Here is a 25,312-nt window from a genome sequence, read left to right as displayed (position 1 = left end):
TAAACACATGTTAACCGGCGGCCCAGGTAGGGGGCCGCCGGAAGCTCCGCGTCTACTGCAGGAGACCCGTTCAACCGCAGCGGGAACACCGACAGGGAAACGACATGCAGAGCACGATCATCCGCAAGGCCGCCGCCACGCTGTTCCGTCCGTCCGCCTTGCTCCTCGCCGCCAGCCTCGCCGTTTCCGCGGCGGCGCACGCCGGCTCGCTGAACATCGACACCGCCACCATCGCCGACCTGCACAACCAGCGGCGCGAGGTCGTCGAAGGCGGCCGCACCGTCTACACCGAGCCGGACCGCATCATCATCCGCGATCCCGGTGGGCAGGCCTATGTCCGCGGCAACGATCTCTATCGCTTCCGCTACGGTGCTCGCGACATCCGGACCGAGACGGTCGGCGGCGAAACCCGCACGGTCGTCATCCGTCCCGATGGCACCGAGATCATCACGGTGGTCGGTCCGGACGGGAGCTTGATGCGCCGTATCCGCAGAGATCAGCGCGGACGCGAGATCGTGATCATCGACAACACGTATCGCGATCCGCGCGCAGTCGGCGGCTTCTATGTCGACGTGCCGCCGCCGGTGGTCAGCATCCCCTATGACCGCTACATCGTCGACGCCCAGGAAGCGTCGCCGCAGGTGATCTACGACACGATGCGGGCCCCGCCGGTGCAGCGGATCGATCGGCGCTACTCGCTCGACGAGATTCGCTACAGCCCGAATGTTCGCATGCAGATGCCGAGCATCGACGTCAACACGATCAACTTCGAGACGGGATCGTGGACCATCCCGCCGGACCAGGCGGCGCGGTTGCAGGTGATCGCCGACGGCCTCAACCAGGCGATCCAGGCCAACCCGCAGGCGGTGTTCCTGATCGAGGGCCACACCGACGCGGTCGGCAACGACGTCGACAATCTGTCGCTGTCGGACCGTCGCGCGCAGGCCGCGGCCGAATTGCTCACGCAGCAGTTTGGTGTGCCCGCGGAGAACCTGACGTCACAGGGCTATGGCGAGCAGTACCTGAAGGAGCAGACTCAGGGGCCGAGCGCGATCAACCGTCGCGTCACCATCCGCAACATCACGCCGCTGCTCAATGGCGGCCAGGCCAACGCGGCACCGCCTCCGCCGCCGCGGCAGTAAGAGCATCGCAAACAGAAAATGGCCGGGAGCGATCCCGGCCATTTTTTATTCTCGTCATTGCGAGGAGCGCAGCGACGAGGCAATCCAGACTGTCGTCGCGGAAAGATCCTGGATTGCTTCGCTTCGCTCGCAATGACGAGGAAGCTGCAATCCCAAACTACGAATTCAGAACTCGTAGGGTGGGCAAAGGCGCGAAGCGCCATGCCCACGATCTGTCTCCATCATGCAAAGGTCGTGGGCACGCTTCGCTTTGCCCACCCTACGAGAGCGATGTCGCGTCAGCCCTTGTCGCTCTCGAGCTTGAAGATCTGCGAGCCTTCGCTGCCCGACAGCAGACCGGTCTTCGAATAGAGACCGAGCTTGGTGCGCGTATCGGCGATGTCGAGATTGCGCATGGTGAGCTGGCCGATGCGGTCGGCGGGTGTGAAGGCGGCGTCCTCGACCTTCTCCATGCTCAGCCTTTCAGGCGCATAGGTGAGGTTCGGGCTCTCGGTCTTGAGGATCGAGTAATCGTTGCCGCGGCGCAGCTCGAGCGTCACCTCGCCGGTGACGGCGCGCGCGACCCAGCGCTGCGCGGTCTCGCGCAGCATCAGGGCCTGCGAATCGAACCAGCGGCCCTGATAGAGCAGACGCCCGAGGCGCATGCCGCTGATGCGGTACTGCTCGATCGTATCCTCGTTATGGATGCCGGTGACGAGACGCTCATAAGCGATATGCAGCAGCGCCATGCCGGGCGCCTCGTAGATGCCGCGGCTCTTGGCCTCGATGATGCGGTTCTCGATCTGGTCGCTCATGCCGAGGCCGTGACGACCGCCGATGGCGTTGGCTTCGAGGAACAGCGCGACGGGATCAGAGAAGGTCTTGCCGTTCAGCGCGACAGGCTGACCCTCCTCGAAACGCACCACGACCTTCTCGGCCTTCACGACACAATCGTCGCGCCAGAACGGCACGCCCATGATCGGGTTGACGATCTTGATGCCGCTGTCGAGGCTTTCAAGATCTTTTGCCTCGTGCGTGGCGCCGAGCAGATTGCTGTCGGTCGAATAGGCCTTCTCGGCGCTCATCTTGTAGGCGAAGCCCTGCGCGGTCATAAACGCCGACATCTCGGCACGGCCGCCGAGCTCGTCGATGAACTGCTGGTCGAGCCATGGCTTGTAGATGCGCAAGCTAGGATTGGTGAGCAGACCGTAGCGATAGAACCGCTCGATGTCGTTGCCCTTGAAGGTCGAGCCGTCGCCCCAGATGTTGACGCCGTCTTCCTTCATCGCCGCGACCAGCATCGTGCCGGTGACAGCGCGCCCGAGCGGCGTGGTGTTGAAATAGGTGATGCCGCCGGTCGAGATGTGGAAGGCGCCCGACTGGATCGCGGCGATACCTTCGTGGACCAGCTGTGTGCGGCAATCGACCAGCACGGCCTTCTCGGCGCCGAACGCTTCCGCCTTGCGCGGGATCTCGTTGTAATCGGCTTCGTCTGGCTGGCCGAGATTGGCGGTATAGGCGTAGCAGCGCGCACCTTTCTGCTTCATCCAGAGCAGCGCCGCCGAGGTGTCGAGGCCGCCCGAAAACGCGATGCCGACTTTCTCACCCTTGGGCAGGCTTTTCAGGATCGTGGTCATGGGGCTTCCAATCGGGTTTTTAGGGGCTGATGGCGAGGGTGGTTTGACCGCGCGAATATCAAATTTCGCACGCCTCGGCACCCATTTAATGGCTCAAATCGACGCTGCGGGATCGGTCTTGCGGCCGAACAGGCGCTTGCGGAGCCGGTAGGCCGGCATGTTCAGCCGGGTCAGGGCGGCATCGACCGCCTCGTCCGAAAAGCGGGTCCGCGGCCAGCGGTAGATCAGTGCATAGCCGAACCAGATCACGATGAAGGTGACAAGGCCGGCCGTCGCAACGTCGGTGAAGAAGTGGCCGCCGAAGGCCATGCGGAGCCCGCTGGTCACCGCGCCGAACACGACAGCACCGGCATAAGCGAGCGGCCGCCAGGCCGGCGGCGCCAGCGCGGCGGGCGCCAGCGTCCAGAACGCGGTGGCGCCTTCGCCCGAGAAGAACGAGCAATTCCGCTCGCAATCGCCGCGCGGATCCCACCACGCCACGAACTGCTGATCGCCGGCAAACTCCGTCACCACCACAGGCCGCGGCCGACCCCAATAGGACTTGAAGGTGAGGTTGGTGAGGATGCCGGCCGACAGGATGATCGTTACCAGCAGGAACACGATCGCGCGCCCGGACACCATCAAGGGACGGTCCGGCCTGATCATCTTGACCACGAGCGCGACCAGCGACGGCAGCACGAACGCCCACGAGACCCACATCGCAGCGTCACGCGCGATACCAGCCCAGTCGCTCAGCTTGAGCGGAAAGGTTTTGGTTTGGGGATCGAAGAACAGCGCGGCGAGCTTGAGATCGAGCTCGGGATAGAGGCCGAAAACGACGCCGATCACAAGCCACAGCGCCAGGGCGATGAAGAGTCCAGTCCGGTTCATGGCGCGCGGTTTAGCGGAGCGAGGCGGGGATGGAAACCCTCGACGAAGGCGCACGCTCCATCATCGCTGTCGTCCCGGCGAAGGCCGGGACCCATAGCCACGGGGTCCAGTTTTGCGAAGACTCGGAGTTGCCAATTCATGTCCCAACTCCCCCCTGGGGGTATGGGTCCCGGCCTTCGCCGGGACGACACCGAGTATGCGATCACCTTGCATCCGGCCGCGAATTCGACGGCAGCGGCGGAGGCGGCTGGCGTGGGGCCGGCGGGATGCGCCAGGCGCCGGCATTGCGGCCGGCGACCAGCCAGTAGACGACGCCGGCGACAATGCCCGCACCGGTCATGATCTCCAGATGCCGGCGCACGATGCCTTCGAACTGAAACGTCTCAGGGTGGAACGGGATGAGGCCGAGATAGCAGGCAAGCCCGACCAGGCCGCCGCCGACGGCGTAAGCCAATGCGCTGCGAATATAGAGCGCCTCGGTGATCGCCACGATCACCGCCGCCGGCACCAGCGCGAAGCCAGAGACGAAGATGAAGCCGAAGCCGAGCAGGATGTCGATCGTGCCCTGGTCGACGGGACCGGCACCGAGATCGGAAAACTCCGGAAACAGCAGCGCGCCGACCACGATCATGCCGCCGACGAAACAGGCGGCGAGAAAGCCGATGAAGATGACGACGAGGCGGCCGATCAGGGACATGACGACAGCAAGTAACTGACGAACGGGATCGTCACACTCGACATCGTCATGCCCGGGCTTGACCCGGGCATCCACGACTTTCTCACTTGCGGCTCGACGTGGATGGCCGGGACAAGCCCGGCCATGACGGAAGTGCGCGGGGCGCGCATCATCAATCCGTCATCGCCATGGCGCGTAGCGCCTGGCGCTCGCGGGCCGACAGCTTCTCCGTCTCCGACTTGAGCTGGCCGCAGGCTGCGAGGATGTCGCGGCCGCGCGGAGTGCGCACCGGCGAGGAATAGCCGGCGTTGAAGATGTATTCGGAGAATTTCTCGATCTGGTCCCAGTCCGAGCATTCATAGGCGGTGCCGGGCCAGGGATTGAACGGGATCAGATTGATCTTGGCGTGAATGCCCTTGAGCAGCTTCACCAGCAGCTTGGCATCGTCGAGCGAATCGTTGACGCCCTTGAGCATTACATATTCGAAGGTGATGCGGCGGGCGTTGGAGGCGCCGGGATAGTCGCGGCAGGCCTGCAGCAATTCCTTGATCGGATATTTGCGGTTGAGCGGCACCAGCTCGTTGCGCAGCTCGTCGCGCACCGCATGCAGCGAGATCGCCAGCATGACGCCGATCTCCTCGCCGGCGCGCACGATGTTCGGCACCACGCCCGAGGTCGACAGCGTGATGCGGCGGCGGGAGATGCCGATGCCTTCATTGTCGCCGACGATCAGCAGCGCATCGCGCACGGCGTCGAAATTGTAGAGCGGCTCGCCCATGCCCATCATCACGATGTTGGTGACGCGGCGCGTGCCGTCCTCGCGATCGGCCCAATCGTTGAGGCGATCGCGTGCGACCATGATCTGACCGACGATCTCGCCGGCGGTGAGATTGCGCACCAGGCGCTGCGTGCCGGTGTGGCAGAACGAGCAGTTCAGCGTGCAACCGACCTGCGAGGAAACGCAGAGCGTGCCGCGATCGGTCTCGGGAATGTAGACGCACTCGACTTCATGCGCGCGCTCGACATTGTCGCCGCTCGGCAGCCGCAGCAGCCATTTGCGGGTGCCGTCGTTGGAGATCTGCTCGGCCACGACCTCAGGGCGGTCGACCGTGAAATGCTGCGCGAGCTCGGCGCGAATGCCCTTCGAGATCGAGGTCATGTCGTCGAAACTCTGGGCGCCGCGGAAATAGAGCCAGTGCCAGAGCTGCTGCACGCGCATCTTGCGCTGCGCGGGCGCGACGCCGATCTCGCCGAGACGATCGGCAAGCTCGGTGCGCGACAGGCCAATCAGGGATGGCTTGGCCGGCGGCACATAGGTTTCGAGCGGAGTCTTCTCCACCAGGATTGCGTCGCGCGGCTCGGTCGTCGGTTGCATTAATGGGCCTAATTGCTGTGGTCGTTCCGGGGCAGCTCGAAGAGCTGAACCCGGAACCTCGAGATTCCGGGTTCGATGCTGCGCATCGCCCCGGAATGACGGAAGAAATCTGGAACCGCCCCTATATAGCAACCGGAACAGCCGATTGCGACCGTAGAGCTACTGGCGGCGGATACAGCCTTAACGCCTGCAGTCCTGCGCGATCTTGTCGAGGGCCTGGGCGAGACCCTTCAGCGAAAACGTGTCGGTGGTTTCCGTCCCCTTGGCCGAGGTGCCCTTGACCACGAGATCGGCGGATTTGCGCATGGCTTCCACCATCCGCTCCTCTTCGGCTGCATTCTTGATCCAGAGGCCGTCACCTTGCGTATACATCGCAAAGGAGGCGCCGCCGACCTCGACCGTCGATTCCGAGCCCGGCTTCAACGCATAGCCGATCATGACGGAGACTTCGTTGTTCACCTTTTCGGCCGGCCGGGTCGAGACGAAGGCATAGGCGGGATCGCGCGGCCGGTTCGGCGGATTTGTCTTCGACGAGGAAGGCTTTGCCAGCGCAAAGCAGACCTTCTTGCCGTTGGGTGTCGCCGCATAGGCGCCCCAGGTGCCGAACTGGCCGATCAACGTCGGCTCCGCGCCGCCCGCAGCTGCCGCTGCAGCAGCGGTCGCCGGCTTGCTCTCGGGCTTGGCGGCCGTTTTGGCGGCCGTCTTAGCGGCTGCCGCGGCCGGTTTTGCCGCCGCCTTCGGCGCCGGTTGCGCCGTTTGGGCGCGCGCAGAATTATTCAATCCCCACGCCGCCACGCCAGTCATCAAAGCCAAAAAGAGCGCCCGCCACATGCTGGAGTGGTTCCCTCAATATTGTGACTGGAAGATGGCCCGGCGGCGATTTGTCCCCGTGCAGGGATAACCGGGAAAGTCCAGTTTGGGAAGGCAGTTAGCGGGATATCAGGGTCAGCTTTTCGACCGCGCGGCGCGCTGCTCCGCCCATTGCGCATCGGTCCATCGCAACAAATCTTCGGCGCCGGAACTGCGCAAATGCGCGCCGCCGTCGATCACCACCATCTCACCGTTGATGTAGGCGGCGCGGTCCGACACCAGGAAGCTGGCGAGGTCGGCAAGCTCGCCGTGCTCGCCGACGCGCCCCAGCGGGTTGCGACTGGTCCACCCCTCATCCCGGCCCTCGGGGCGCAGCTGCCCCGACGCTCCCGATGTGGGGAACGGCCCCGGCGCGATCGCGACGGTGCGGATGCCCTTCGGGCCCCATTCCACCGCAAGGCTTTTGGTCATCGCAAGCACCGCCGATTTCGCCATCGCGGAAGGGACCGTGAAGGCACGGCCGGTGATGGTCGAGGTCGAGAGGATCGAGAGCACGACACCCTTGTGCTGTCCGTCGATCCAGCGCTTGCCGGCGGCGAGCGTGCAATACATCGCGCCATGCAGGGTCGGCGCCAGGATCGCATCGGCTGCGCGGAACGACAGATGCTCGCTCTGTGCGATGAAGGTCGCGGCAGCATTGTTGACGAGGATGTCGAGCGGTGCCGCGCGCCAGATCGCATCCATCATCGCATCGACCGCGGCACCATCGCGAACATCGCATGCGATGGTCGTGACCTTGCCGCCAGTCTCTTCGCGCATCTCGCGCGCGCTTGCTTCGAGACGGTCAAGCTTGCGGCCGCAGATGATGAGCTCGGCGCCAAGAGCGAGGAAGCGACGCCCCATCGCAGCGCCAAGGCCCGAGCCGCCGCCCGTGACGAGGATGCGCTTGTCCTTGAGCAGACCTGTTTCAAACATCGTTTGAATCCTCGCTGTTTCCACCCACTCCGTCATTGCGAGCGCAGCGGAGCAATCCAGAGTCCGCGCCACGGAAAAAGTCTGGATTGCTTCGCTGCGCTCGCAATGACGAGAGGATAGACCGCGGCGCAGTTTCTACAAAGAATCCGGATTGTCCGGCCGCAGTAAATCCGGCAAAACCGCCCCAACGATAACTCCACTCGAAACGCCCCAAGGTGCCGCCATGAAAGCCATCCTCTGCTCGCAATATTGCCAGCCCGACGATCTCGTGCTTGCCGATGTGCCGGATCCGGTGGCGGGTCCCGGCGAAGCCGTGATCGCGATCAAGGCCGCGGCGCTGAATTTCTTCGACATCCTGATGATTCAGGGCAAGTACCAGATCAAGCCGCCGTTCCCGTTCTCGCCGGCCGCGGAAGTTGCCGGCGTGATCGAGAGCATCGGCCCCGGCGTCACCGATCTCAAGGTCGGTGATCGCGTCGTCGCTTCGTGCGGCCACAACGGCGCGCGCGAGAAGATCGCGCTGCCGGCGGCGGGCATCGTGAAGATCCCCGACAATCTCGATTACGACCGTGCGGCCGGCATCATCATAATCTACGGCACCGCGCTGCATGCGCTGGAAGATCGCGCCAGCCCGAAGCCGGGCGAGACACTCGCCGTGCTCGGCGCGGCCGGCGGCACCGGCCTTGCCGCGTGCGAGCTCGGCAAGCTGATGGGCCTGAAGGTGATCGCCTGCGCCTCGTCCGAGGAGAAGCTCGAATTCGCCAAGGCGCACGGCGCCGAGCTGACGCTGAACTACGCCAAGGAAGACCTGAAGGAAGGCCTGCGCAAGCTCACGGGCGGCAAGGGCGTCGACATCATCTTCGATCCGGTGGGCGGTACGTATGCGGAAGCAGCGCTGCGCTCGATCGCCTGGGAAGGCCGCTTCCTCGTCATCGGCTTTGCCGCCGGCGACATTCCGAAGATGCCGCTGAACCTCGCGCTGCTGAAGGGCTGCGATATCCGCGGCGTGTTCTGGGGCGCCTGGACCCGGCAGAATCCGGAAAAGAACCGCGCCAATCTCGAAAAGCTGGTGAAGTGGACGGCGGAAGGAAAGATCTCATCGCATGTCGACCGCACCTTCCCGCTGGCGCAGACCGCCGACGCACTGAAGGTGCTGGCGGGACGCCAGGCCATGGGCAAGGTGATCCTGCATCCGTGAGGATGTGGGCCTCGCGACCTGCGCCACACTCTCAACCGTCATCGCCCGGCCAGTGCGCATTGCGCACTAGGACCGGGCTATCCAGTACGCCGAGACGGTCGTGATTAAATCGAGAAGCCGCGGCTTACTGGATTCCCCGCCTTCGCGGGGAATGACAGCGGAATGTGCGGCGATACAGCTACGCGGCTTCCGCCTTCTCCGCCGCGTCTACCCCACGCTTCAGCGCAGCACGCGCGGCTTCGCGGTGCTCCGGCGTGATGTGGCTGGCGACCATGCGGATGGCGGTGGCGAGGATGGCGGCGTCATCGGTGAAGCCGAGCACCGGCATCACGTCGGGGATGAAGTCGAACGGCAGGATGAAATAAGCGATCGCACCCAGCAGCGAGGCCTGGACGTGACGCGGCGTCTGCCGGTCGAACGCGCAGTAATAGGCGGCGAGCAGATCCTCGGCGAACGGCAGATGCGCGACGACGCGCTTCAGCTTGCGCCAGAAGCGGCGGCGCACGCTGTCCCGATCTTCCGCGAGCCGATCGGCCGGCTCGAAACCGACGCTGTGTTCGGCAGCCATCTCTCAAAACTCCCGCTGAGCCCGGCGCGACCGAAGGCCGCATCCGGTGACGATCACAAGATGGGGATGCGCCCCGGTCCCGCAAGACGTCAGCCGGGTGTCTGCTTCGCGATGTCGTTCATCGCCGTGGCGAGCTCGATGTCGAGCCTGGTGAGACCGCCGGCGTCATGGGTCGACAGCACCACCTCGACCGTCTTGTAGACATTGCGCCATTCGGGGTGGTGATCCATCTTCTCGGCTGTTAGCGCCGCGCGGGTCATGAAGCCGAAGGCCTCGTTGAAATCCTTGAAGACAAAGGTCTTCCCGATCCCTTTGCCGCCCTGAACCTCGGTCCAGCCCGGAATGCTGCCCAGTGCCTGTCTGCGTGCGTCCGCCGATAGAAGTTCTGCCATGATCGCCTCCGTTTTCAGGGGAACTTTACCCTAACACCGTGCTTACGGTCGGGGTTCACCTTCGGATTTGGCCGGTCCGCTAACCATGACGGAGATGTAACCCCTAGGGGCAAGAAATTTGCTACAATTGCCGACGTAAACCGCCGGCCAAGATGAAACTGAGCCTGAAGCGCCTGTTAGGGAGATCGATGACCGGGGATTCAAACCTGGCCGTAACGCCCTCTCCGCCTTCGCCGCGATCCGCGGCGCGGAAGACCGCGCTCGTGTCTCTGGCGCTGGTGCTCGCCATCATCGGTGCGCTCGCCGGCGGCTATTATTTCGCGATGCGCCCGGTGACCTTGAAGATCGCGGTCGGTCCCGCCAACAGCGACGACGTCAAGGTGGTTCAGGCGCTGACGCAGGCCTTCGCGCAGAGCAAAGGTTTTGTCCGGCTGCGCCCGATCCAGACCGACGGCGCCACCGCCAGCGCCGACCAGCTCGCCGAGAGCAAGGCCGATCTCGCCATCGTCCGCGGCGATCTCGATGTGCCGAAGAACGCGCAAGCCGTCGCGACACTGCGCAAGAACGTCGTGGTGCTGTGGTCGGTGCCCGGCAAGGGCAAGAAGAAAGGCGCGAAGATCACCAAGATCTCGCAGCTCGCCGGTCACCGCGTCGGCGTAATCGGCAAGACGCAGGCAAACGTCAACCTGCTCAAGGTGATCCTGCAGCAATACGGCGTCGATCCCGCCAAGGTCGAGATCGTGCAATTCCCGGCCAGCGAAGTCGCCGAGGCGATCAAGGCGCAGAAGGCCGACGTCTATCTCGCGGCCGGCCCGGTCAACAGCAAGATCACCGCGGACGCGATCGCCGCCTCCGCCAAGGATAGCGGATCGCCGACCTTCCTCGCGATCGATTCGGCGGACGCCATCGCGCAGAACCATCCGGTCTATGAAGCCTCGGAAATTCCCGCCGGCACCTATGGCGGCTCGCCCGATCGTCCTGATGACGAGGTCAAGACCATCAGCTTCTCGCACCACATCGTGGCGCGCAAAGGCCTGTCCGAGACCACGGTTGCGGCCTTCACCCGGCAGCTCTTCGCCGTGCGCCAGCAATTGCTGACCGATTTCCCGCAGGCCGCGAAGATCGAGACGCCCGACACCGACAAGGATGCGGTGATCCCCGTGCATCCCGGCGCCGCCGCCTTCGTCGACGGCGAGGAGAAGACCTTCCTCGACAAATACAGCGACTACATCTGGTGGAGCCTGATGGCGCTCTCGGCCACCGGCTCCCTTGGCGCCTGGTTCGCGGGCTATCTGAAGAAGGACGAGCGCGACAACAACAGTCATTTGCGCGAGCGCCTGCTCGACATGCTCACCGCGGCCCGCAAGAGCGAGACGGCCGACGAGCTCGACCAGATGCAGGCCGAGGCGGACGAGATCCTGCGCGACACCTTGCGCTGCTTCGACCACGGCGCCATCGAGGAGGGCGCACTGGCCGCCTTCAACATCGCTCTCGACCAATTCCACACCGCGGTCGCCGACCGCAAGACAGTGCTATCAAGCCTGCCGCAAAACCTGCAACGCGCCGGCGCGCAATTCCGGGCCGCCGGCAACGCTTGAACGCTTGCGGGCGTAATTGCCGCGTCACATTGTCTGAATATAGGTCTCGCTGTCATTCCGGAGCGCGCGAAGCGCGAATCCGGAATCTCGAGATTCCGGGTCTGGTCCTTCGGACCATCCCGAAATGACGGCGCGAGTTGCGTGCAAGATAGCTAGCCAGCGAGCCGGCCCATGAAGATCAAATTCTCCCGCCGCAAATTCCTCACCACCAGCGCCGGCGCACTCGGCGCGATCGCGATGCCGCATCTGTCGCGCGCGGCCGACCGGCCTGCGGTCACCCATGGTGTGCAGTCCGGCGACGTCACCGTCGACGGCGGCGTGGTCTGGGCGCGCACCGACCGGCCGGCGCAAATGCTGGTCGAGGTGGCAACGACGGACACCTTCAAGGACGCCCGCGCGCTGCCGCCGATCGCGGCGCTGCCCGAGAGCGACTTCACCGCGAAGATGCTGGTGGACAATCTTCCTGCCAGCCAGGACATCTTCTACCGCGTCCGTTTCCGCGATCTCTCCCACACCGCGATCGAAGGCGAGCCGGTGGTCGGCCGCTTCCGCACCGCGCCGGCGGACCGCCGCGATGTCAGCTTCGTTTGGGGCGGCGACGTCGCAGGCCAAGGCTGGGGCATCAACCCCGATGATGGCGGCATGGTCACCTTCTCGGCCATGCGCAAGCACCGGCCGGATTTCCTGCTGCATTCCGGCGACACCATCTACGCCGACGGCGTGATACCTTCCGAGGTCAAGCTCGCCGACGGCAAGGTCTGGAAGAACATCACGATTCCGGAGAAGGCCAAGGTCGCCGAGACGCTCGACGAGTACCGCGCCGCGCACAAATACAATTTCACCGACGACAATGTCCGCGCCTTCAATGCCGAAGTGCCGATCTTCGTGCAGTGGGACGATCACGAGGTGACCAACAACTGGTCGCTGTCGAAGGATCTGCCCGCGACCTACAAGGTGCGCGACATCTCGCTGCTCGCGGCGCGCGCCGGCCGCGCCTTCCACGAGATGTATCCGATGCGCGAGAGCATCAATGAGCCGGGCCGGGTCTACCGCAAGATCGCCTACGGACCGCATCTCGACGTGTTCGTGCTCGACGAGCGCAGCTATCGCGGCCCGAACGGCGCCAATCTCGAGACCGAGTATGGTCCGGCCAGCTATTTCCTCGGGCCTGAGCAGATGACCTGGCTGAAGCGCGAGTTGCTCAATTCGCGCGCGACATGGAAGGTGATCGCTTCCGACATGCCGCTCAGCCTGATCGTCTACGACGATGCCACCAACAAGAAGGGCTCGGAAGCGTTCGCGCAGGCCGACGGCCCGGCGCGCGGCCGCGAGCTCGAGATCGCCGACATCCTGCGCTTCATCAAGACGGCGCCGATCAAGAATACGGTGTGGCTGACGGCGGACGTGCACTACGCCGCCGCCCATTATTACGATCCGAACAAGGCGCAATTCCAGGATTTCGAGCCGTTCTGGGAATTCGTCTCGGGTCCGCTGCACGCCGGCACCTTCGGCCCGAACGAGTTCGACAACACGTTTGGCCCTGAGGTGCGCTTCGTCAAGGCGCCCGGCCTCGACAAGCAGAACCTGCCGCCATCAGCCGGCATGCAGTTCTTCGGTCACGTCAAGATCGACGGTGCGTCGGGCCAGATGACCGTGACGCTGCGCGACCGCGCCGATGTCGCGCTGTGGTCGACTACGCTCGATCCGAAATTCGCGTGAAGCTGACCTAGCCGCGCGCTGCCTGCAACGCCGCCTCCAGCGCATCGCTGGAGCACGGCTTTTGCAGCCGCGGCCGCGCGGCAAATTCTGCGGGAATGCTGGTCTCCGCGCCGTAGCCGGTGACGAAGGCGAAGGGAATCTCCAGCGCTGCGAGCCGCTCGGCGATTGCAAAGCTCTTCTCGCGGATCAGCGAGACATCGAGCAGGGCGAAATCAGGCGCACGCCTTGCGATCGCATCCAGCGCCTGCGCCACCGACCCCACGGTGCGCACGCTTCTGACGCCAAAGCCGAGCAGGCGATCCTCGAAATCGATGGCGATAATCGGATCGTCCTCGACGATCAGCACATCGGTGGGGATGACGGCTGAGCCGTCGGGAGAAGCAGGTATCATGATGCTGGTTGTGGAGGGCTGCATGTTTCACCGATCAGGACAGCCTCAGGCCGACGCCTGCGCCCAGCGCATCGGAGGGTTCCCGGAACGAAACTCACCACAGAACAGTTTTGACGTCTGTCCACATGTGCACACAGCCGGCGGACGGAACTCGCTAATGTGGGAGGAGGATGGGGAGTTCACGATGGATGCACGTATCAGCACGACAAGCGAAATCGAAAGTCGCCCCGCCAACAATCTGCTGCGGCGCTTGAACGCAGCGGATTATGCGTTGCTCGCACCCTACGTCACCGTGGACGAGGTCGGCGCTAGCCATCTGCTCTACAATCCCGGAGACGACGTCCAGGTCGTGCACTTCCCCTGCGGGCCATCGCTCGCGACCTTTCTGGTTCCGAACGAAGACGGCCGCGACGTCGAGACCATTCTGGTCGGCCGCGAAGGCGCCGTCGGCGGCATCGTCAGCGAAGGATTCCTGCCGGCCTATACCCGTATCTGCGTGAAATTCGGCGGACCATTCGCTCGCATTCACGTCGCCAAGATCGAGGCGGCCAAAGCGCGCTCGCCGTCGCTGCGCAACATCTTCGCCCGCTACGCCGACTGCATGCTGGCGCAGATCTTCCAGTCGACCGCCTGCAACGCCATCCACTCGATCGAGCAGCGCACGGCCAAATGGATCGTCGCCGCGATGGAGCGAACCGGCGACGAGCACAGCGTGCCGCTGACGCATGAGCAGCTCGCCACATTGCTTGGCGTCGGCCGCTCCTATGCCAGCCGCGTGCTGCAATCTTTCAAGGCCGAAGGCGTGCTCGACACCAGGCGCGGCTCGATCCTGGTTCGCAACCATGATGGCCTGCGCTTGCGCGCCTGCCTCTGCAACGACGCCGTGAAGCTGCATTTCGAGGAGGTCCTGCGCGGCGTGTATCCGACCGAGGAGCCGCAAAGCCGCTCGGCATGAGGTGACCGGACCGGCCGCGCGCGAGCAAACGGCCGGTTTGACCCCGGATACCCCCTAAGCCCCGGAGATTCCCGGGCAAAATTCAGTCAACCAACCCGGAAAGAACGCATTGTTTTTTGGCGTTTTTTGCCTATATTGCGGCGCAAACGCATTGGGCTACCCGGTCGATATGGCCGGGTTTCCTTTTTGGGCGTAACAGGCCCCGTTTTCCACGTTTCCAGCGTTGTCCGTGAAGAGGTCCCGGCTTGACCGGCGAGATCGCGCTTAACCCATTGTCCGACCGCAAAGAAGCTCACTCATGAATCTCCGCAACGTCGCCATCATCGCCCACGTCGACCATGGCAAGACGACCCTCGTCGACAAGCTCCTCCAGCAATCCGGCACGTTCCGCGAAAACCAGAAATTGACGGATCGCGCCATGGACTCCAACGATCTGGAGCGCGAGCGCGGCATCACCATTCTGGCCAAGGCGGCCTCGGTGCAATGGAAAGACACCCGCGTCAACATCGTCGACACGCCCGGCCACGCCGATTTCGGCGGTGAGGTCGAGCGCATCCTGAACATGGTGGACGGCGCGCTCGTGCTGGTCGACGCCGCCGAGGGCCCGCTGCCGCAGACCAAGTTCGTGGTCTCCAAGGCGCTCAAGGTCGGCCTCAAGCCGATCGTCGTCATCAACAAGGTCGATCGCCCCGACGCGCGCCCGACCGAAGTCATCAACGAGGTGTTCGACCTGTTCGCGGCGCTCGACGCCAGCGAGGAGCAGCTCGACTTCCCGATCCTCTACGGGTCGGCCAAGCAGGGCTGGATGGCCGAGAGCCCCGAGGGTCCGCAGGACAAGGGCATGGAGCCGCTGTTCGACCTGATCCTGCGCCACGTCGCGCCGCCGAAGGTCGAGGAAGGTCCGTTCCGGATGATCGGCACCATCCTCGAGGCCAACCCCTATCTCGGCCGCATCATCACCGGCCGCATTTCGTCGGGTACGCTTAAGCCGAACCAGCAGGTCAAGGTGCTGCATGCCGACGGCAAGCTGGTCGAAACCGGCCGCATCACCAAGATCCTGGCGTTCCGCGGTCTCGAGCGCACGCCGCTCGAGGAAGCCGAAGCCGGCGACATCGTCGCGATTGCGGGCCTCACCAAGGGCACCGTCGCCGATACCTTCTGCGATCCGACCGTCGAGGTGCCGCTGCCGGCCCAGCCGATCGATCCGCCGACCGTGTCGATGTCGTTCATCGTCAACAACTCCCCGCTCGCCGGCACCGAAGGCGACAAGGTGACGAGCCGCATGATCCGCGATCGTCTGCTGCGTGAGGCCGAGGGTAACGTTGCGCTCCGCGTCGTCGAAGCCGCCGACAAGGACGCAATGGAAGTCTCGGGCCGCGGCGAATTGCAGCTCGCGATCCTGATCGAGACCATGCGCCGCGAAGGCTTCGAGCTCTCGGTGTCACGTCCGCGCGTCGTCTATCAAAAGGACGAAGCCACCGGCGCCACCCTGGAGCCGATCGAGGAAGTCGTGATCGACGTCGACGAGGAGCATTCCGGCGTCGTCGTGCAGAAGATGAGCGAGCGCAAGTCCGAGCTGATCGAGATGAAGCCCTCGGGCGGCAACCGTCAGCGCCTGGTGTTCTACGCGCCGACCCGCGGCCTGATCGGCTACCAGGGTGAACTGCTCACCGACACCCGCGGCACCGCGATCATGAACCGCCTGTTCCACGGCTATGCGCCGTACAAGGGCGAGATCCAGGGCCGCCGCAACGGCGTGCTGATCTCCAACGACCAGGGCGAGGCGGTCGCTTACGCCATGTTCAAGCTGGAAGATCGCGGTCCGATGATGATCGAGCCCGGTTGGAAGGTCTACAAGGGCATGATCGTCGGCGAGCACACCCGCGACAACGATCTCGAGATCAACGTGCTCAAGGGCAAGCAGCTCACCAACATCCGCACGACCTCGAAGGACGAAGCCGTGCGCCTGACCCCGCCGATCCGCATGACGCTGGAAAAGGCGCTCGCCTATATCGAGGACGACGAGCTCGTCGAGGTCACGCCGAAGTCGATCCGCCTGCGCAAGAAGCACCTCGACCCGAACGAGCGCAAGCGCGCAGAGAAGGCCAAGGAAGCGGTGGCGTAAGCTACCGCTCGCTCGTGCCCCGGACGCAGCGCAGCACGCCAGTGATGCGCTGCTGAGCCGGGGCCCAGACGTTCTCAGCTTCCGCACATCACCTTGGGTCCCGGCTCTGCGAAGCGGCGTTATACGCCGCACCGCGTCCGGGACACGAGATCGGCATATCTGGCTGGCTTCAGCGCGCTCAGCGAACATGCTAGAGCCCACCCATGTCCCTCCCCTCCTCCGTCGACGTCGCGATCATCGGGGCCGGTGCGGCCGGCCTCGGCGCGGCGCATGCGCTTGAAGGCTCCGGCCTCAGCGTGATCGTGCTGGAAGCGCGTAACAGGCTCGGTGGCCGCGCCTGGACCGTGCAGGCCTCGCCTGAGGTGACCTTCGACGTCGGCTGCGGCTGGCTGCACTCGGCCGACAAGAACTCGTTCGTTCCAATCGCACGCGCTCTCGGTTTCGAGCTCAACAAGGACCTGCCGCCCTGGCGCGAGCGGGCCTATGGCAATGCGTTTCCACAAAGCGAGCGCGACGAGTTCATGCGCGCGATGGACGCGTTCTATGAACGGCTGTGGCAAGCCGCGCAGAAGGGCAAGGACGAGCCAGCGAGCCAAAGCCTCGAGCCCGGCAACCGCTGGAATCCGATGATCGATGCGATCTCGACCTACATCAACGGCTGCGAGCTCCAGGACATGTCGACGCTGGACTGGGACGCCTATGAGGACAGCGAGCTCAACTGGCGCGTCCGCCGCGGCTACGGCGCGCTCATCGCCGCCTATGGCGCGCCCTGCCCGGTCGCACTGAACTGCAACGTCACGCTGATCGATCATTCGGACAAGCGCGTCCGCATCAAGACTTCGCTGGGCACGTTGGCCGCCGACAAGGTGATCGTCACCGTCCCGACCAATCTGATCGCTGACGAGGCAATCCGCTTCGCGCCACAGCTCCCAACCAAGATCGATGCCGCAGCCGGCCTGCCGCTCGGCATCGACGACAAGGTCACGCTCGCGCTCGACGGCGCCGAAGCCTTCCCGAAAGAAGGAAACTTGCGCGGCGCTACCATGCGTACCGAGATGGGCACCTATCACATCCGTCCGTTCGGCCAGCCTTGTATCGAAGGCTTCTTCGGCGGCAGCTTTGCCCGCCAGCTGGAGGATTCCGGCGACGGCTCGATCGCCGCGCACAGCATCGACGAGATCGCCGGCTTCATCGGCAACGACATCCGCCGCAAGCTGAAGCCGCTGTGTGAGTCACGTTGGGGGCGCGACCCGTTTGCGCGCGGGTCGTATTCGCACGCGCTGCCGGGGCATGCAGGGGATCGCGCCGTGCTGGCGGCACCGGTGGATGGACGGCTGTTCTTCGCGGGAGAAGCGACGTCGCCGAATTTCTTCACGACGGCGCATGGGGCGAGGGATAGTGGGGAGCGCGCGGCGAAGGAAGTTTTGGCGGCAACGTCCGGCGGATCCTGAACCCTAGGACTGGACGCCCCAAACCATTTGGTTCATTTTCCTGGTATGGCCAGTGGCGGACAACCAGATTGGACCGATGAAGAGCTCGATCGCATCGTCGCCGACTATTTTAGTATGCTCGTCGAAGAGATTTCTGGCACTCCCTATAACAAGGCCGCCCACAATCGGGCCTTAAGAGACGATCTCGATCGAAGCAAAAGCTCCGTAGAATTCAAGCATCGGAACATTTCAGCCGTGCTGGTCAAATTGGGGCTACCCAGCATCCGAGGTTATTTCCCGGCCGAAAACTATCAAGCTGCGATTCTCGCGGCGATTGACCGATACCTTTCTCAAAATCCAGCTGCATTGCACCCCGAGAAGATCGTTGTCGGATGGGCTGAGCGGCAAAGCCTGTTTGTAGAAGCGCCTCCGTCCCTCATGCCGGTTTCGCCGCGCAATGCAAATATTGAGCGTCTGATCCGTAAGTTTAATCCGGTCGAGCGCGACTTTCGCAACCGCAAACTAGGTCGCGAGGGAGAAGAGTTAGTCTTCCATTACGAACGCCAGAGGCTAATTCAGCTTGAGCGACCCGATCTGGCTAGGAAAATTCGATGGATATCTGAGGAGCTTGGTGACGGCGCAGGCTACGACATATTTTCTTTCGACGCGCAGGGCAGAGAACGCTTGCTCGAAGTGAAGACAACGGTTGGTACAGACGTCACGCCGTTTTATATCACGAGAAACGAGCTCTCTCTGGCTTCAGAACGCCCAGATGCTTTTCGACTTTGCCGCGTTTTTGATTTCTCGGCCCACCCTCGAATGTTCCAGTTAACTCCGCCCCTGGAGAAACTTGTTCATCTCTCGCCGCTCAATTACGAGGCCTCGTTCTCATAGAAGGCTGCTACTCAATCACCCGCGCCCGCAAATTCTCATCGGGCACGAAACACGCATCGTACTTGCCGAAGATGCGATAGCGGTTGTGCGCGATGAGGGTGTACACAGCATTGCGCAGCGGTTTTGGCACGGCGAAGAGCGCGCGCGTCCAAGCCCAACCCGGCAAATGCGACAGCACCGTCAAGGCAGCGTCCGACTTCAGGAATGCGTCGCCACCGTGGACGACGGCATTGGTATCGGGATCGTCAGGGTCGATCCCGAACGTGCGCGCGAGCTTCGCGCCATAGTCCGACTGGATCGGCGTGAAACGAAACTGCTTCGCCCTGTCGCGGGTCGCAACGAACCGCACCCAGCGCGAGCAGAAGATGCAGACGCCATCGAACAGGATCACGTCGTCGTCGGGCCATTTTGGCATCAGCGATTATCCAACAGGAGTAGCGCGACCAGCATCAGCACGATCGCGGGCCCAGTTTTCACCAGCGCGCCGAGCGGCTCGATCCAGAGGTCGGGCGTCAGGATCGCCGCGCCGACCATATAGCCGAGCGAGGCGAAAATGCCCGCGACGAGGCCGATCGCAGCAGTGCGGCGAACCGCGATCAATACGCCGATGCTCATGTCCATCAGGCTGGTGCCAATGGTGATGGGATCGACCAATGCGGGTGGAAAACTGTGCGCAGTCAAGATGCCGGCAGCAGCGCGGTAGGAGACGAACAGCGCGATGAAGCCCGACACGAGCCAGAACACGACCAGGCTCGCAATGATCAGCGCCTTGATCAGGAACAGCCGCGCGAACCATTTGTCCTGGATCGTGGCGGGATGACGCCCAATCGTGTCAGTCAGCGTCTTCGGCGCGATGCCGGTCGCGGCGATCCATGTCGAGGGATCGCCTTGCACGCCACGGCGCAGTTCGGCGATAGCCGTGGAGCGCATCGGCGGCGTCCAGCCGAGGTGATTGGCGAGATCGCCGATCTTCGCGCTGAGATCGAGCACGAAGGACGGCATCGCGACATGCGGCCAGCCGGCCGTGCCGAAGGCAAGGCGAAACTGCCTGATGACGCCGGCCATGGTGACCGGCTCGGATTGCATCAGGTCCCAACTCACAGCTTTCACGGAGGCATCGTCGATCTCGCGCGCGGCGAGCCAGGCGATTGTCGTGGAGATATCCTCGATCGCCACAGGCTGAAACGGTGTCGCCATCTCCCTCGCCGGAAGATTCAGCGGGAAGGCGGCGAGCGCGCGCAGCATAGCGCTGCCGCCATAGGCTGATGGCGCCACCACGAAGCCGGGCCGCAGGATGGCGTGGGGAATGCCTGATGCCGCAATCAGCCGCTCGGCCTCGCGCTTGGTCGTGGCGAACGCGGTACGATCCGCCTCAGGGACGCCGGGGATCGAGATGTGCACCAGACGGATCGCACGCCCGCTGCCGGCGATGGCCTGAAGCAGACGCGCGACGAGATCGCGATGCACCGCATTGGTGTCACTGCTGGGGCCATCTTGGAGCACGCCGAGGCAGTTCACGACGACGTCCACCTCATACTCGCTCAGCAAGCGGGTCAGCGCGGGCGCATCGAGGGACAGGATCGGCAGCTCGATATCGAGCGCACTCATCTCTTGCGCCGGTGACAGATTTCGCGCGACGCCGACCGCGCGAAATCCTCGCGCCCGCAGATCATCGGTGACGAAGCGGCCGATCAGGCCGGAGGCGCCGAGCACCAGGATCGTTCGGGGGTTCATCGCTGCTTTCAAAACGGCTTTGCAATCATCAACCAAAGAATCGCCATCGTCGCACCGAAGCCGGGAAAGCCGAACGCGAACCAGCGGCGAAACAGCACGAAGTAACGCTCCGGCAGCGCGGCTTGCTGCGCGGCGGCCTTGCGCGCGAGATCGCGCATCTCGATCTGCATGAAGACCACGGGGACCCAGAACAGCCCTGCGATCGCATAGAGCACGAGCGAGGCGAGGATCCAGCGTTCCGCGATCGATCTGGCCGACAGCATCATCAAGAGGCCGCCGGTGACCGGCTGCAGGATCACCGCCGACAGTGTGAAGATCGCATCCGCCATCACCCCCACCGACGCCGTGCGCGCGATGAACTCTGCATTGTCAGTCCGGTGCGCCATCAGCATGAAGAACGCGATGCCGGTTCCGGTGCCGAGAATGACGATGGCGCCGAGCACGTGCAGATATTTGACCAGGAAATACAGCGTCATGGCTTCTTGGTCGCCGCAGGTTTTGGCAGGTTCAGCGCCCGTGCGAGCTCGCCGCTTGCGGCCCGGACGCCGGCTTCGGTTTCGATCATCCAGTGACCCTCGCTGCCCACGGCCAGCAATGTGCGAAGATCATCCTTGCCGCCACCGCTGCGAAACGCATCGGCCAAAGCCTTCGAAAATACAGGCGCAAAATAGCTGTCATTGGCTGCGACCAGCGAGGTGACAGGGATGCGCGCCGCTTTGCCGAATTCGGCGGCGGCCGCGAGCAGCGTATGCGGTGCACAGATCTTGTTCGGTTCGTCATTGGCGTGACCGCCGCGCCCTGGCGCAAAGGCGATGATCGCAGAGATTTGTTTCGGATCGGCATTCGCAAGCGCGAGCGCACCCCAGCCGCCGGCGGAATGCCCGATCACGACAGCGGCATCCTTTCGAATAAAATCCTGCTTTTGCAGATAGTCGAGCGCGAGTGAAATTTCCTCCGCGGTGGCGCGACCGGCGCGGGCGTAATCCGCTTCGTCGCAGCCGCCTTGATCTTCGACATAGCGGCCACCGGTCGCGCCATGGCCAAGCCGCTCCGGCACCAGCACGGCAAAGCCGCGCGCGACCAGAAACGCTGCGAGAGCGCGATATTCCGGCTGCGGCGTTTGCGCGCGACGGAGCACGTTCTGCGTCGAGGCATGGGCGATCACGGCAAGCCGGAACGGACCGGCGCCCGAGGGGCGAAACAGCAGCGCGCGCGCGGCAATGTCGGTATCCGGTGACGGCACGCGCCATTCCTGCCGGCGCAACGGCTCGCCTTCCGATGCGGATGCCCCAAACGTGACCTGCGCGCACACAGGCGACGCAATCAGCAGAACCAGCAGAGGCAGGAGTGTCGCGATGTTGAACAGTCGCATGAGTTGCCGGGAGCGAGCACGAACGGCGACGGCCAAGCTAGTAGGAACGAATCAGATAGGGCGGACTTTCTGCGCTGCGATTGCCGTTCATTCGTTGCCGCAAGCAGTTTTGCACCGACAGACGGCACGCCGGTGCCGTTCGAAGTGGCCTCTTGTCTTTTTTCGGTACAACATGGTTAAAATACTGATGCAGAAAGTCCACAGGTTAACCGATAATTAACGATAGGTCTTGCCGCCGGCGCGGCGACTTGGTTTGATCGTGTTCATGAGCACAACCCTGATCGAGGTTCGGCCGGCCAAAGCCGCAGATGCAACTGCGGTGGCGTCCACCCATGACGAAGCCTGGCGTTCCGCCTATCAGGGCATCATTCCCGGCGCCGAGCTGGAGAAGCTGATCAACCGCCGCGGTCCGCAATGGTGGGACAGCGCGATCCGCAAGGGCAGCCGCGTCAGCGTGCTCGTGTTCGGCGACAAGATCGCAGGCTATGCCAATTACGGCCGCAATCGCGCCCGCAGCCTGCATTTCGACGGCGAGATCTACGAGCTGTACCTGCGTCCCGAGTTTCAGGGCCTCGGCTTCGGCCGCCGCCTGTTTGCCGCCGCGCGCCGCGATCTCATGCAGAGCAATCTGAAGAGCATGGTGGTGTGGGCACTCTCGGACAACGACCCCGCAACCGAGTTCTACCGGGCCCTGGGCGGCCGCATGGTGGCGCGCTCTTCCGAGCGATTCGGGCCGAAGGCGCTCGACAAGGTCGCCTTCGCCTGGACCAATTAAGATTTGGTCCAAACAAGATTTGGACCGATTGAGCTGCTCAAACCCTGATCGGCAGCGTTCCCATCCGTCGATACCGTTGCTTTTCAGCCGGTGATCGCTGGATTCATTATTTCACAAAAACACGATGGATCGGCGGGCCAAGCCCGCGTATGACAGCGCCGAAATCGCTGCCGGGCGAGATTTAACTTCGGCAAGAACGGAGCCTTTCTAATGCGTATCGATGCGGTCTCGATCGGGAATAACGTCCCCCACGACGTCAACGTCATCATCGAAGTCCCCGTGGGCGGCGAGCCGATCAAATACGAGATGGACAAGGAAGCCGGCACGCTCGTCGTCGACCGCTTCCTCTACACGCCGATGCGCTACCCCGGTAATTACGGTTTCATCCCGCATACTCTGTCCGACGACGGCGACCCCTGCGACGTCTTGATCATCAACACCCGCGCCATCATTCCCGGCGCCGTCATGAGCGTGCGCCCGGTCGGCGTGCTGTTCATGGAAGACGAGGCCGGCGGCGACGAGAAGATCCTGGCGGTGCCGTCGTCGAAGCTGACGCAGCGCTACGACAAGGTGAAGTCGTATTCCGACCTGCCCGAGATCACGCTGCAGCAGATCCAGCACTTCTTCGAGCACTACAAGGATCTCGAGAAGGGCAAGTGGGTGAAGATCACGCGTTGGGGCGGCCCCGAGGAAGCGCAAAAGCTGATCCTCGAAGGCATTGAGCGCGAGAAGAAGAAGGGCTGAGCTTGTCGTTCCGGGGCGCCTCGAAGAGGCGAACCCGGAACCTCGAGATTCTCAGGTGCGCAATTGCGCACCATAGTTCGATGCTGCGCATCGCCCCGGAATGACGACCACCTACACCGCCGGCTTCGGCAAACCTGCGATCGCGCAAGCCGCGCGCAGCGTATTCACGAGCAGGCAGGCCACCGTCATCTGGCCGACGCCTCCGGGCACCGGCGTGATCGCACCGGCAACTCCAAGCGCTTCCTGATAGGCGACATCGCCGACGAGACGGGTTTTGCCGTCCTCCTTCGGAATGCGATTGATGCCGATGTCGATCACGGTCGCACCCGGCTTCAGCCAATCGCCGCGCACCATCTCGGGCCTGCCGACGGCGGCATAGACGAGGTCGGCCTGCTTCACGATTCCCGGCAAATCACGCGAGCGCGAATGCGCAATCGTTACCGTCGCGTTCTCGTTCAAAAGCAATTGCACCAGCGGACGTCCAACCAGATTGGAGCGGCCGATCACGACGGCGTTCATGCCTTCGAGGGACGGGTGCACGCTCTTGGTCAGGATGATGCAGCCGAGCGGCGTGCAGGGTGACAGCGCCTCGAAGCCGCCGGCAAGCCGGCCGGCATTGTTCGGGTGCAGGCCGTCGACATCCTTGGCGGGATCGATGGCGTTGATCACGGCCTCGGTGTTCAGGCCCTTGGGCAGCGGCAATTGCACGAGAATGCCATGCACGGCGGGATCGCGGTTGAGTTTTGCGACCACCGCCAGCAGATCGGCCTGTGACACGTCGGCGGGCAGTTTGTGCTCGAACGAGGCCATGCCGGCGGCCTGGGTCTGCGTATGCTTGGAGCGGACATAGACTTCGCTGGCGGGATCATGGCCAACCAGGACCACGGCAAGGCCCGGCACCAGATTGTGCTCGCGCTTGACGCGGGCGACCTCCTCAGTGACGCGGGCGCGAAGGTCCGCCGCGATGATTTTTCCATCGATGATCTTGGCCGTCATGTCAGTTCCCCTCGTCTGTCGATTTGACAGGCGCGAGCTCACGCAGCGCGCCAGCAAGCCGTGCCGGATCTCCTTCGACGGCGACCTGTTTCAGCCGCGACGTCGCTCCAGACAGGAGACTGACGCTGGCCTTGGGCACACCGAGCGATTTCGCCAGCAGCGCCAGAACCGCGCGATTGGCCTCGCCGCCATCCGCGACGGCCCGCACCCGCACCTTCAGCACGCGACGGCCGTCGGAGAGCTGCTCGATCCCCTCGATGCCGTCACGGCCCCCGCGCGGCGTCACACGCAGAGCGATGCTGACGCCCGTGGTGGAGATGCGCCATGGTTCCGTCAAGGCGCCGAGAGCTCCATCACGGTTCCACCGGCCTTACGGTACGTTCGGATAAACGTATTCGGCGAGATAAAGCTGGATCAACCAGAGCACGAAGAAGGCGACGATCGGAGACATGTCGAGCCCGCCCATGCTCGGCAGCCGGCGCCTGATAGGCCCGAGGACCGGCTCGGTAATCCGATAGAGAAACTCGGCGATCGCGCCGACGAACTGGTTGCGGGTATTGACGACGTTGAACGCGATCAACCAGGACAGGATTGCCGATGCGATCAGCAGATAGATGTAGAGATTGATGATCTGGATCAGGATGAAGACTATCGGGCGCATCAGCGAAACACTCTCTGGACCAGTGTCGTGGGGCAGTGTTTGGGGTGGTCATGGGTAGATATCGGTTCCGTCAGGCCCAAACAAGGGAAGTCGGCGCCTGGAGCGACTAAAACCCCCTCACACCCGTCCTTGACTTGACCTTGGCGGGGACTTAAATGGCGCCCGGTTGTCGGCCGCGTTAACCAGAGCGGCCAGCAAAGGGGCCATAGCTCAGCTGGGAGAGCGCGTCGTTCGCAATGACGAGGTCGGCGGTTCGATCCCGCCTGGCTCCACCAGCCTTCGCTCGCTTCGCGAGC

Annotated in this window: 26 protein-coding genes and 1 tRNA gene; 11 read left to right on the top strand and 16 right to left on the bottom strand. The window is 63.7% G+C overall.

Annotated features, from left to right (window positions below):
* Positions 1-104: 104 nt before the first annotated feature.
* The gene (locus Q0687_RS05865; protein WP_298873359.1) at positions 105-1,142 is read left to right on the top strand and encodes an OmpA family protein; all 1,038 of its coding nucleotides are present in this window, start codon (positions 105-107) and stop codon (positions 1,140-1,142) included.
* Positions 1,143-1,420: 278 nt separating this feature from the next.
* Here Q0687_RS05865 and argG read toward each other — a convergent pair whose 3' ends face one another.
* From argG to Q0687_RS05835, 6 genes are all read right to left on the bottom strand, one after another.
* Entirely contained in the window at positions 1,421-2,758 is a 1,338-nt protein-coding gene (argG, locus tag Q0687_RS05860) for an argininosuccinate synthase (protein ID WP_298873357.1), read from the bottom strand.
* Positions 2,759-2,851: 93 nt separating this feature from the next.
* Positions 2,852-3,628, bottom strand: a complete 777-nt coding sequence (locus Q0687_RS05855; RefSeq protein ID WP_298873355.1) for a phosphatase PAP2 family protein — start codon at positions 3,626-3,628, stop codon at positions 2,852-2,854.
* A gap of 202 nt (positions 3,629-3,830) precedes the next feature.
* Complete coding sequence (locus Q0687_RS05850) at positions 3,831-4,325, bottom strand: hypothetical protein (protein ID WP_298873361.1); 495 nt, start codon at positions 4,323-4,325, stop codon at positions 3,831-3,833.
* Between the two features lie 151 nt (positions 4,326-4,476).
* Complete coding sequence (gene rlmN / locus Q0687_RS05845; RefSeq protein ID WP_298873353.1) at positions 4,477-5,679, bottom strand: 23S rRNA (adenine(2503)-C(2))-methyltransferase RlmN; 1,203 nt, start codon at positions 5,677-5,679, stop codon at positions 4,477-4,479.
* 180 nt (positions 5,680-5,859) lie between these two features.
* Positions 5,860-6,510 (bottom strand): invasion associated locus B family protein, encoded by a 651-nt coding sequence (locus tag Q0687_RS05840; RefSeq protein ID WP_298873352.1) that lies wholly within the window; start codon positions 6,508-6,510, stop codon positions 5,860-5,862.
* Positions 6,511-6,624: 114 nt separating this feature from the next.
* A complete protein-coding gene (locus Q0687_RS05835; RefSeq protein WP_298873350.1) occupies positions 6,625-7,464 on the bottom strand; it encodes an SDR family oxidoreductase in 840 nt (279 codons plus the stop codon).
* A gap of 223 nt (positions 7,465-7,687) precedes the next feature.
* On the opposite strand from Q0687_RS05835, the gene Q0687_RS05830 reads away from it, so the two are divergent.
* Positions 7,688-8,662: an NADPH:quinone oxidoreductase family protein gene (locus Q0687_RS05830; RefSeq protein ID WP_298873348.1), complete on the top strand. Its 975-nt coding sequence runs from the start codon at positions 7,688-7,690 to the stop codon at positions 8,660-8,662.
* 178 nt (positions 8,663-8,840) lie between these two features.
* Here Q0687_RS05830 and Q0687_RS05825 read toward each other — a convergent pair whose 3' ends face one another.
* Positions 8,841-9,230: a YkvA family protein gene (locus Q0687_RS05825; protein WP_298873346.1), complete on the bottom strand. Its 390-nt coding sequence runs from the start codon at positions 9,228-9,230 to the stop codon at positions 8,841-8,843.
* 89 nt (positions 9,231-9,319) lie between these two features.
* The gene (locus Q0687_RS05820; protein WP_298873344.1) at positions 9,320-9,622 is read right to left on the bottom strand and encodes a 4a-hydroxytetrahydrobiopterin dehydratase; all 303 of its coding nucleotides are present in this window, start codon (positions 9,620-9,622) and stop codon (positions 9,320-9,322) included.
* 152 nt (positions 9,623-9,774) lie between these two features.
* On the opposite strand from Q0687_RS05820, the gene Q0687_RS05815 reads away from it, so the two are divergent.
* Both Q0687_RS05815 and Q0687_RS05810 read left to right on the top strand, forming a co-directional pair.
* On the top strand, positions 9,775-11,220 hold the full coding sequence (locus tag Q0687_RS05815; RefSeq protein ID WP_298873342.1) for a TAXI family TRAP transporter solute-binding subunit: 1,446 nt from the start codon (positions 9,775-9,777) through the stop codon (positions 11,218-11,220).
* A 171-nt stretch (positions 11,221-11,391) separates the two neighbouring features.
* On the top strand, positions 11,392-12,939 hold the full coding sequence (locus Q0687_RS05810; RefSeq protein ID WP_298873341.1) for an alkaline phosphatase D family protein: 1,548 nt from the start codon (positions 11,392-11,394) through the stop codon (positions 12,937-12,939).
* Positions 12,940-12,946: 7 nt separating this feature from the next.
* Here the strand turns inward: Q0687_RS05810 and Q0687_RS05805 are convergent, their stop codons facing one another.
* Positions 12,947-13,354: a response regulator gene (locus tag Q0687_RS05805; RefSeq protein ID WP_298873339.1), complete on the bottom strand. Its 408-nt coding sequence runs from the start codon at positions 13,352-13,354 to the stop codon at positions 12,947-12,949.
* A gap of 160 nt (positions 13,355-13,514) precedes the next feature.
* Here Q0687_RS05805 and Q0687_RS05800 point away from each other — a divergent pair, with 160 nt between their 5' ends.
* The 4 genes from Q0687_RS05800 to Q0687_RS05785 all read left to right on the top strand — a co-directional run bounded on the left by Q0687_RS05800 (position 13,515) and on the right by Q0687_RS05785 (position 18,734).
* Positions 13,515-14,285 carry a Crp/Fnr family transcriptional regulator gene (locus Q0687_RS05800; protein ID WP_298873337.1) on the top strand — a complete coding sequence of 257 codons (771 nt, stop codon included), beginning with the start codon at positions 13,515-13,517 and terminating at the stop codon, positions 14,283-14,285.
* Positions 14,286-14,583: 298 nt separating this feature from the next.
* Positions 14,584-16,410 (top strand): translational GTPase TypA, encoded by a 1,827-nt coding sequence (typA, locus tag Q0687_RS05795; protein WP_298873335.1) that lies wholly within the window; start codon positions 14,584-14,586, stop codon positions 16,408-16,410.
* Positions 16,411-16,613: 203 nt separating this feature from the next.
* Positions 16,614-17,861, top strand: a complete 1,248-nt coding sequence (locus tag Q0687_RS05790) for an NAD(P)/FAD-dependent oxidoreductase (protein WP_298873333.1) — start codon at positions 16,614-16,616, stop codon at positions 17,859-17,861.
* A gap of 27 nt (positions 17,862-17,888) precedes the next feature.
* A complete protein-coding gene (locus tag Q0687_RS05785) occupies positions 17,889-18,734 on the top strand; it encodes a DUF3883 domain-containing protein (protein WP_298873331.1) in 846 nt (281 codons plus the stop codon).
* A gap of 7 nt (positions 18,735-18,741) precedes the next feature.
* Here Q0687_RS05785 and Q0687_RS05780 read toward each other — a convergent pair whose 3' ends face one another.
* The 4 genes from Q0687_RS05780 to Q0687_RS05765 are packed head-to-tail and all read right to left on the bottom strand — an operon-like array spanning position 18,742 to position 21,840.
* Positions 18,742-19,149: a thiol-disulfide oxidoreductase DCC family protein gene (locus Q0687_RS05780; protein ID WP_298873329.1), complete on the bottom strand. Its 408-nt coding sequence runs from the start codon at positions 19,147-19,149 to the stop codon at positions 18,742-18,744.
* Positions 19,149-20,468, bottom strand: coding sequence for an SDR family oxidoreductase (locus tag Q0687_RS05775; protein ID WP_298873327.1), 1,320 nt, complete (start codon positions 20,466-20,468; stop codon positions 19,149-19,151). The genes Q0687_RS05780 and Q0687_RS05775 overlap by 1 nt, the downstream gene beginning before the upstream one ends.
* 8 nt (positions 20,469-20,476) lie before the next feature.
* Positions 20,477-20,944, bottom strand: a complete 468-nt coding sequence (locus Q0687_RS05770; protein WP_298873325.1) for a DUF2269 domain-containing protein — start codon at positions 20,942-20,944, stop codon at positions 20,477-20,479.
* Positions 20,941-21,840 carry an alpha/beta fold hydrolase gene (locus Q0687_RS05765; RefSeq protein WP_298873323.1) on the bottom strand — a complete coding sequence of 300 codons (900 nt, stop codon included), beginning with the start codon at positions 21,838-21,840 and terminating at the stop codon, positions 20,941-20,943. Before Q0687_RS05765 ends, Q0687_RS05770 begins: the two co-directional genes overlap by 4 nt.
* A 265-nt stretch (positions 21,841-22,105) precedes the next feature.
* On the opposite strand from Q0687_RS05765, the gene Q0687_RS05760 reads away from it, so the two are divergent.
* Both Q0687_RS05760 and ppa read left to right on the top strand, forming a co-directional pair.
* The gene (locus Q0687_RS05760; RefSeq protein WP_128949012.1) at positions 22,106-22,615 is read left to right on the top strand and encodes a GNAT family N-acetyltransferase; all 510 of its coding nucleotides are present in this window, start codon (positions 22,106-22,108) and stop codon (positions 22,613-22,615) included.
* Positions 22,616-22,825: 210 nt separating this feature from the next.
* Positions 22,826-23,359: an inorganic diphosphatase gene (gene ppa / locus Q0687_RS05755; protein ID WP_298873314.1), complete on the top strand. Its 534-nt coding sequence runs from the start codon at positions 22,826-22,828 to the stop codon at positions 23,357-23,359.
* 111 nt (positions 23,360-23,470) lie between these two features.
* Here ppa and folD read toward each other — a convergent pair whose 3' ends face one another.
* Genes folD through Q0687_RS05740 form a run of 3 tightly spaced genes read right to left on the bottom strand, consistent with a single transcriptional unit; the run spans position 23,471 to position 25,016 of the window.
* The gene (gene folD, locus Q0687_RS05750) at positions 23,471-24,355 is read right to left on the bottom strand and encodes a bifunctional methylenetetrahydrofolate dehydrogenase/methenyltetrahydrofolate cyclohydrolase FolD (RefSeq protein WP_298873312.1); all 885 of its coding nucleotides are present in this window, start codon (positions 24,353-24,355) and stop codon (positions 23,471-23,473) included.
* 1 nt (position 24,356) lies between these two features.
* Complete coding sequence (locus tag Q0687_RS05745) at positions 24,357-24,692, bottom strand: DUF167 domain-containing protein (RefSeq protein WP_298873311.1); 336 nt, start codon at positions 24,690-24,692, stop codon at positions 24,357-24,359.
* A gap of 33 nt (positions 24,693-24,725) precedes the next feature.
* The gene (locus Q0687_RS05740) at positions 24,726-25,016 is read right to left on the bottom strand and encodes a YggT family protein (RefSeq protein WP_092232626.1); all 291 of its coding nucleotides are present in this window, start codon (positions 25,014-25,016) and stop codon (positions 24,726-24,728) included.
* Positions 25,017-25,215: 199 nt separating this feature from the next.
* On the opposite strand from Q0687_RS05740, the gene Q0687_RS05735 reads away from it, so the two are divergent.
* A tRNA-Ala gene (locus Q0687_RS05735) sits at positions 25,216-25,291 on the top strand.
* The last annotated feature ends 21 nt before the right edge of the window (positions 25,292-25,312 follow it).

It is taken from the genome of uncultured Bradyrhizobium sp., assembly GCF_936928535.1.
Taxonomy (GTDB): domain Bacteria; phylum Pseudomonadota; class Alphaproteobacteria; order Rhizobiales; family Xanthobacteraceae; genus Bradyrhizobium.
This window is presented reverse-complemented; position numbering and strand designations above follow the sequence as displayed.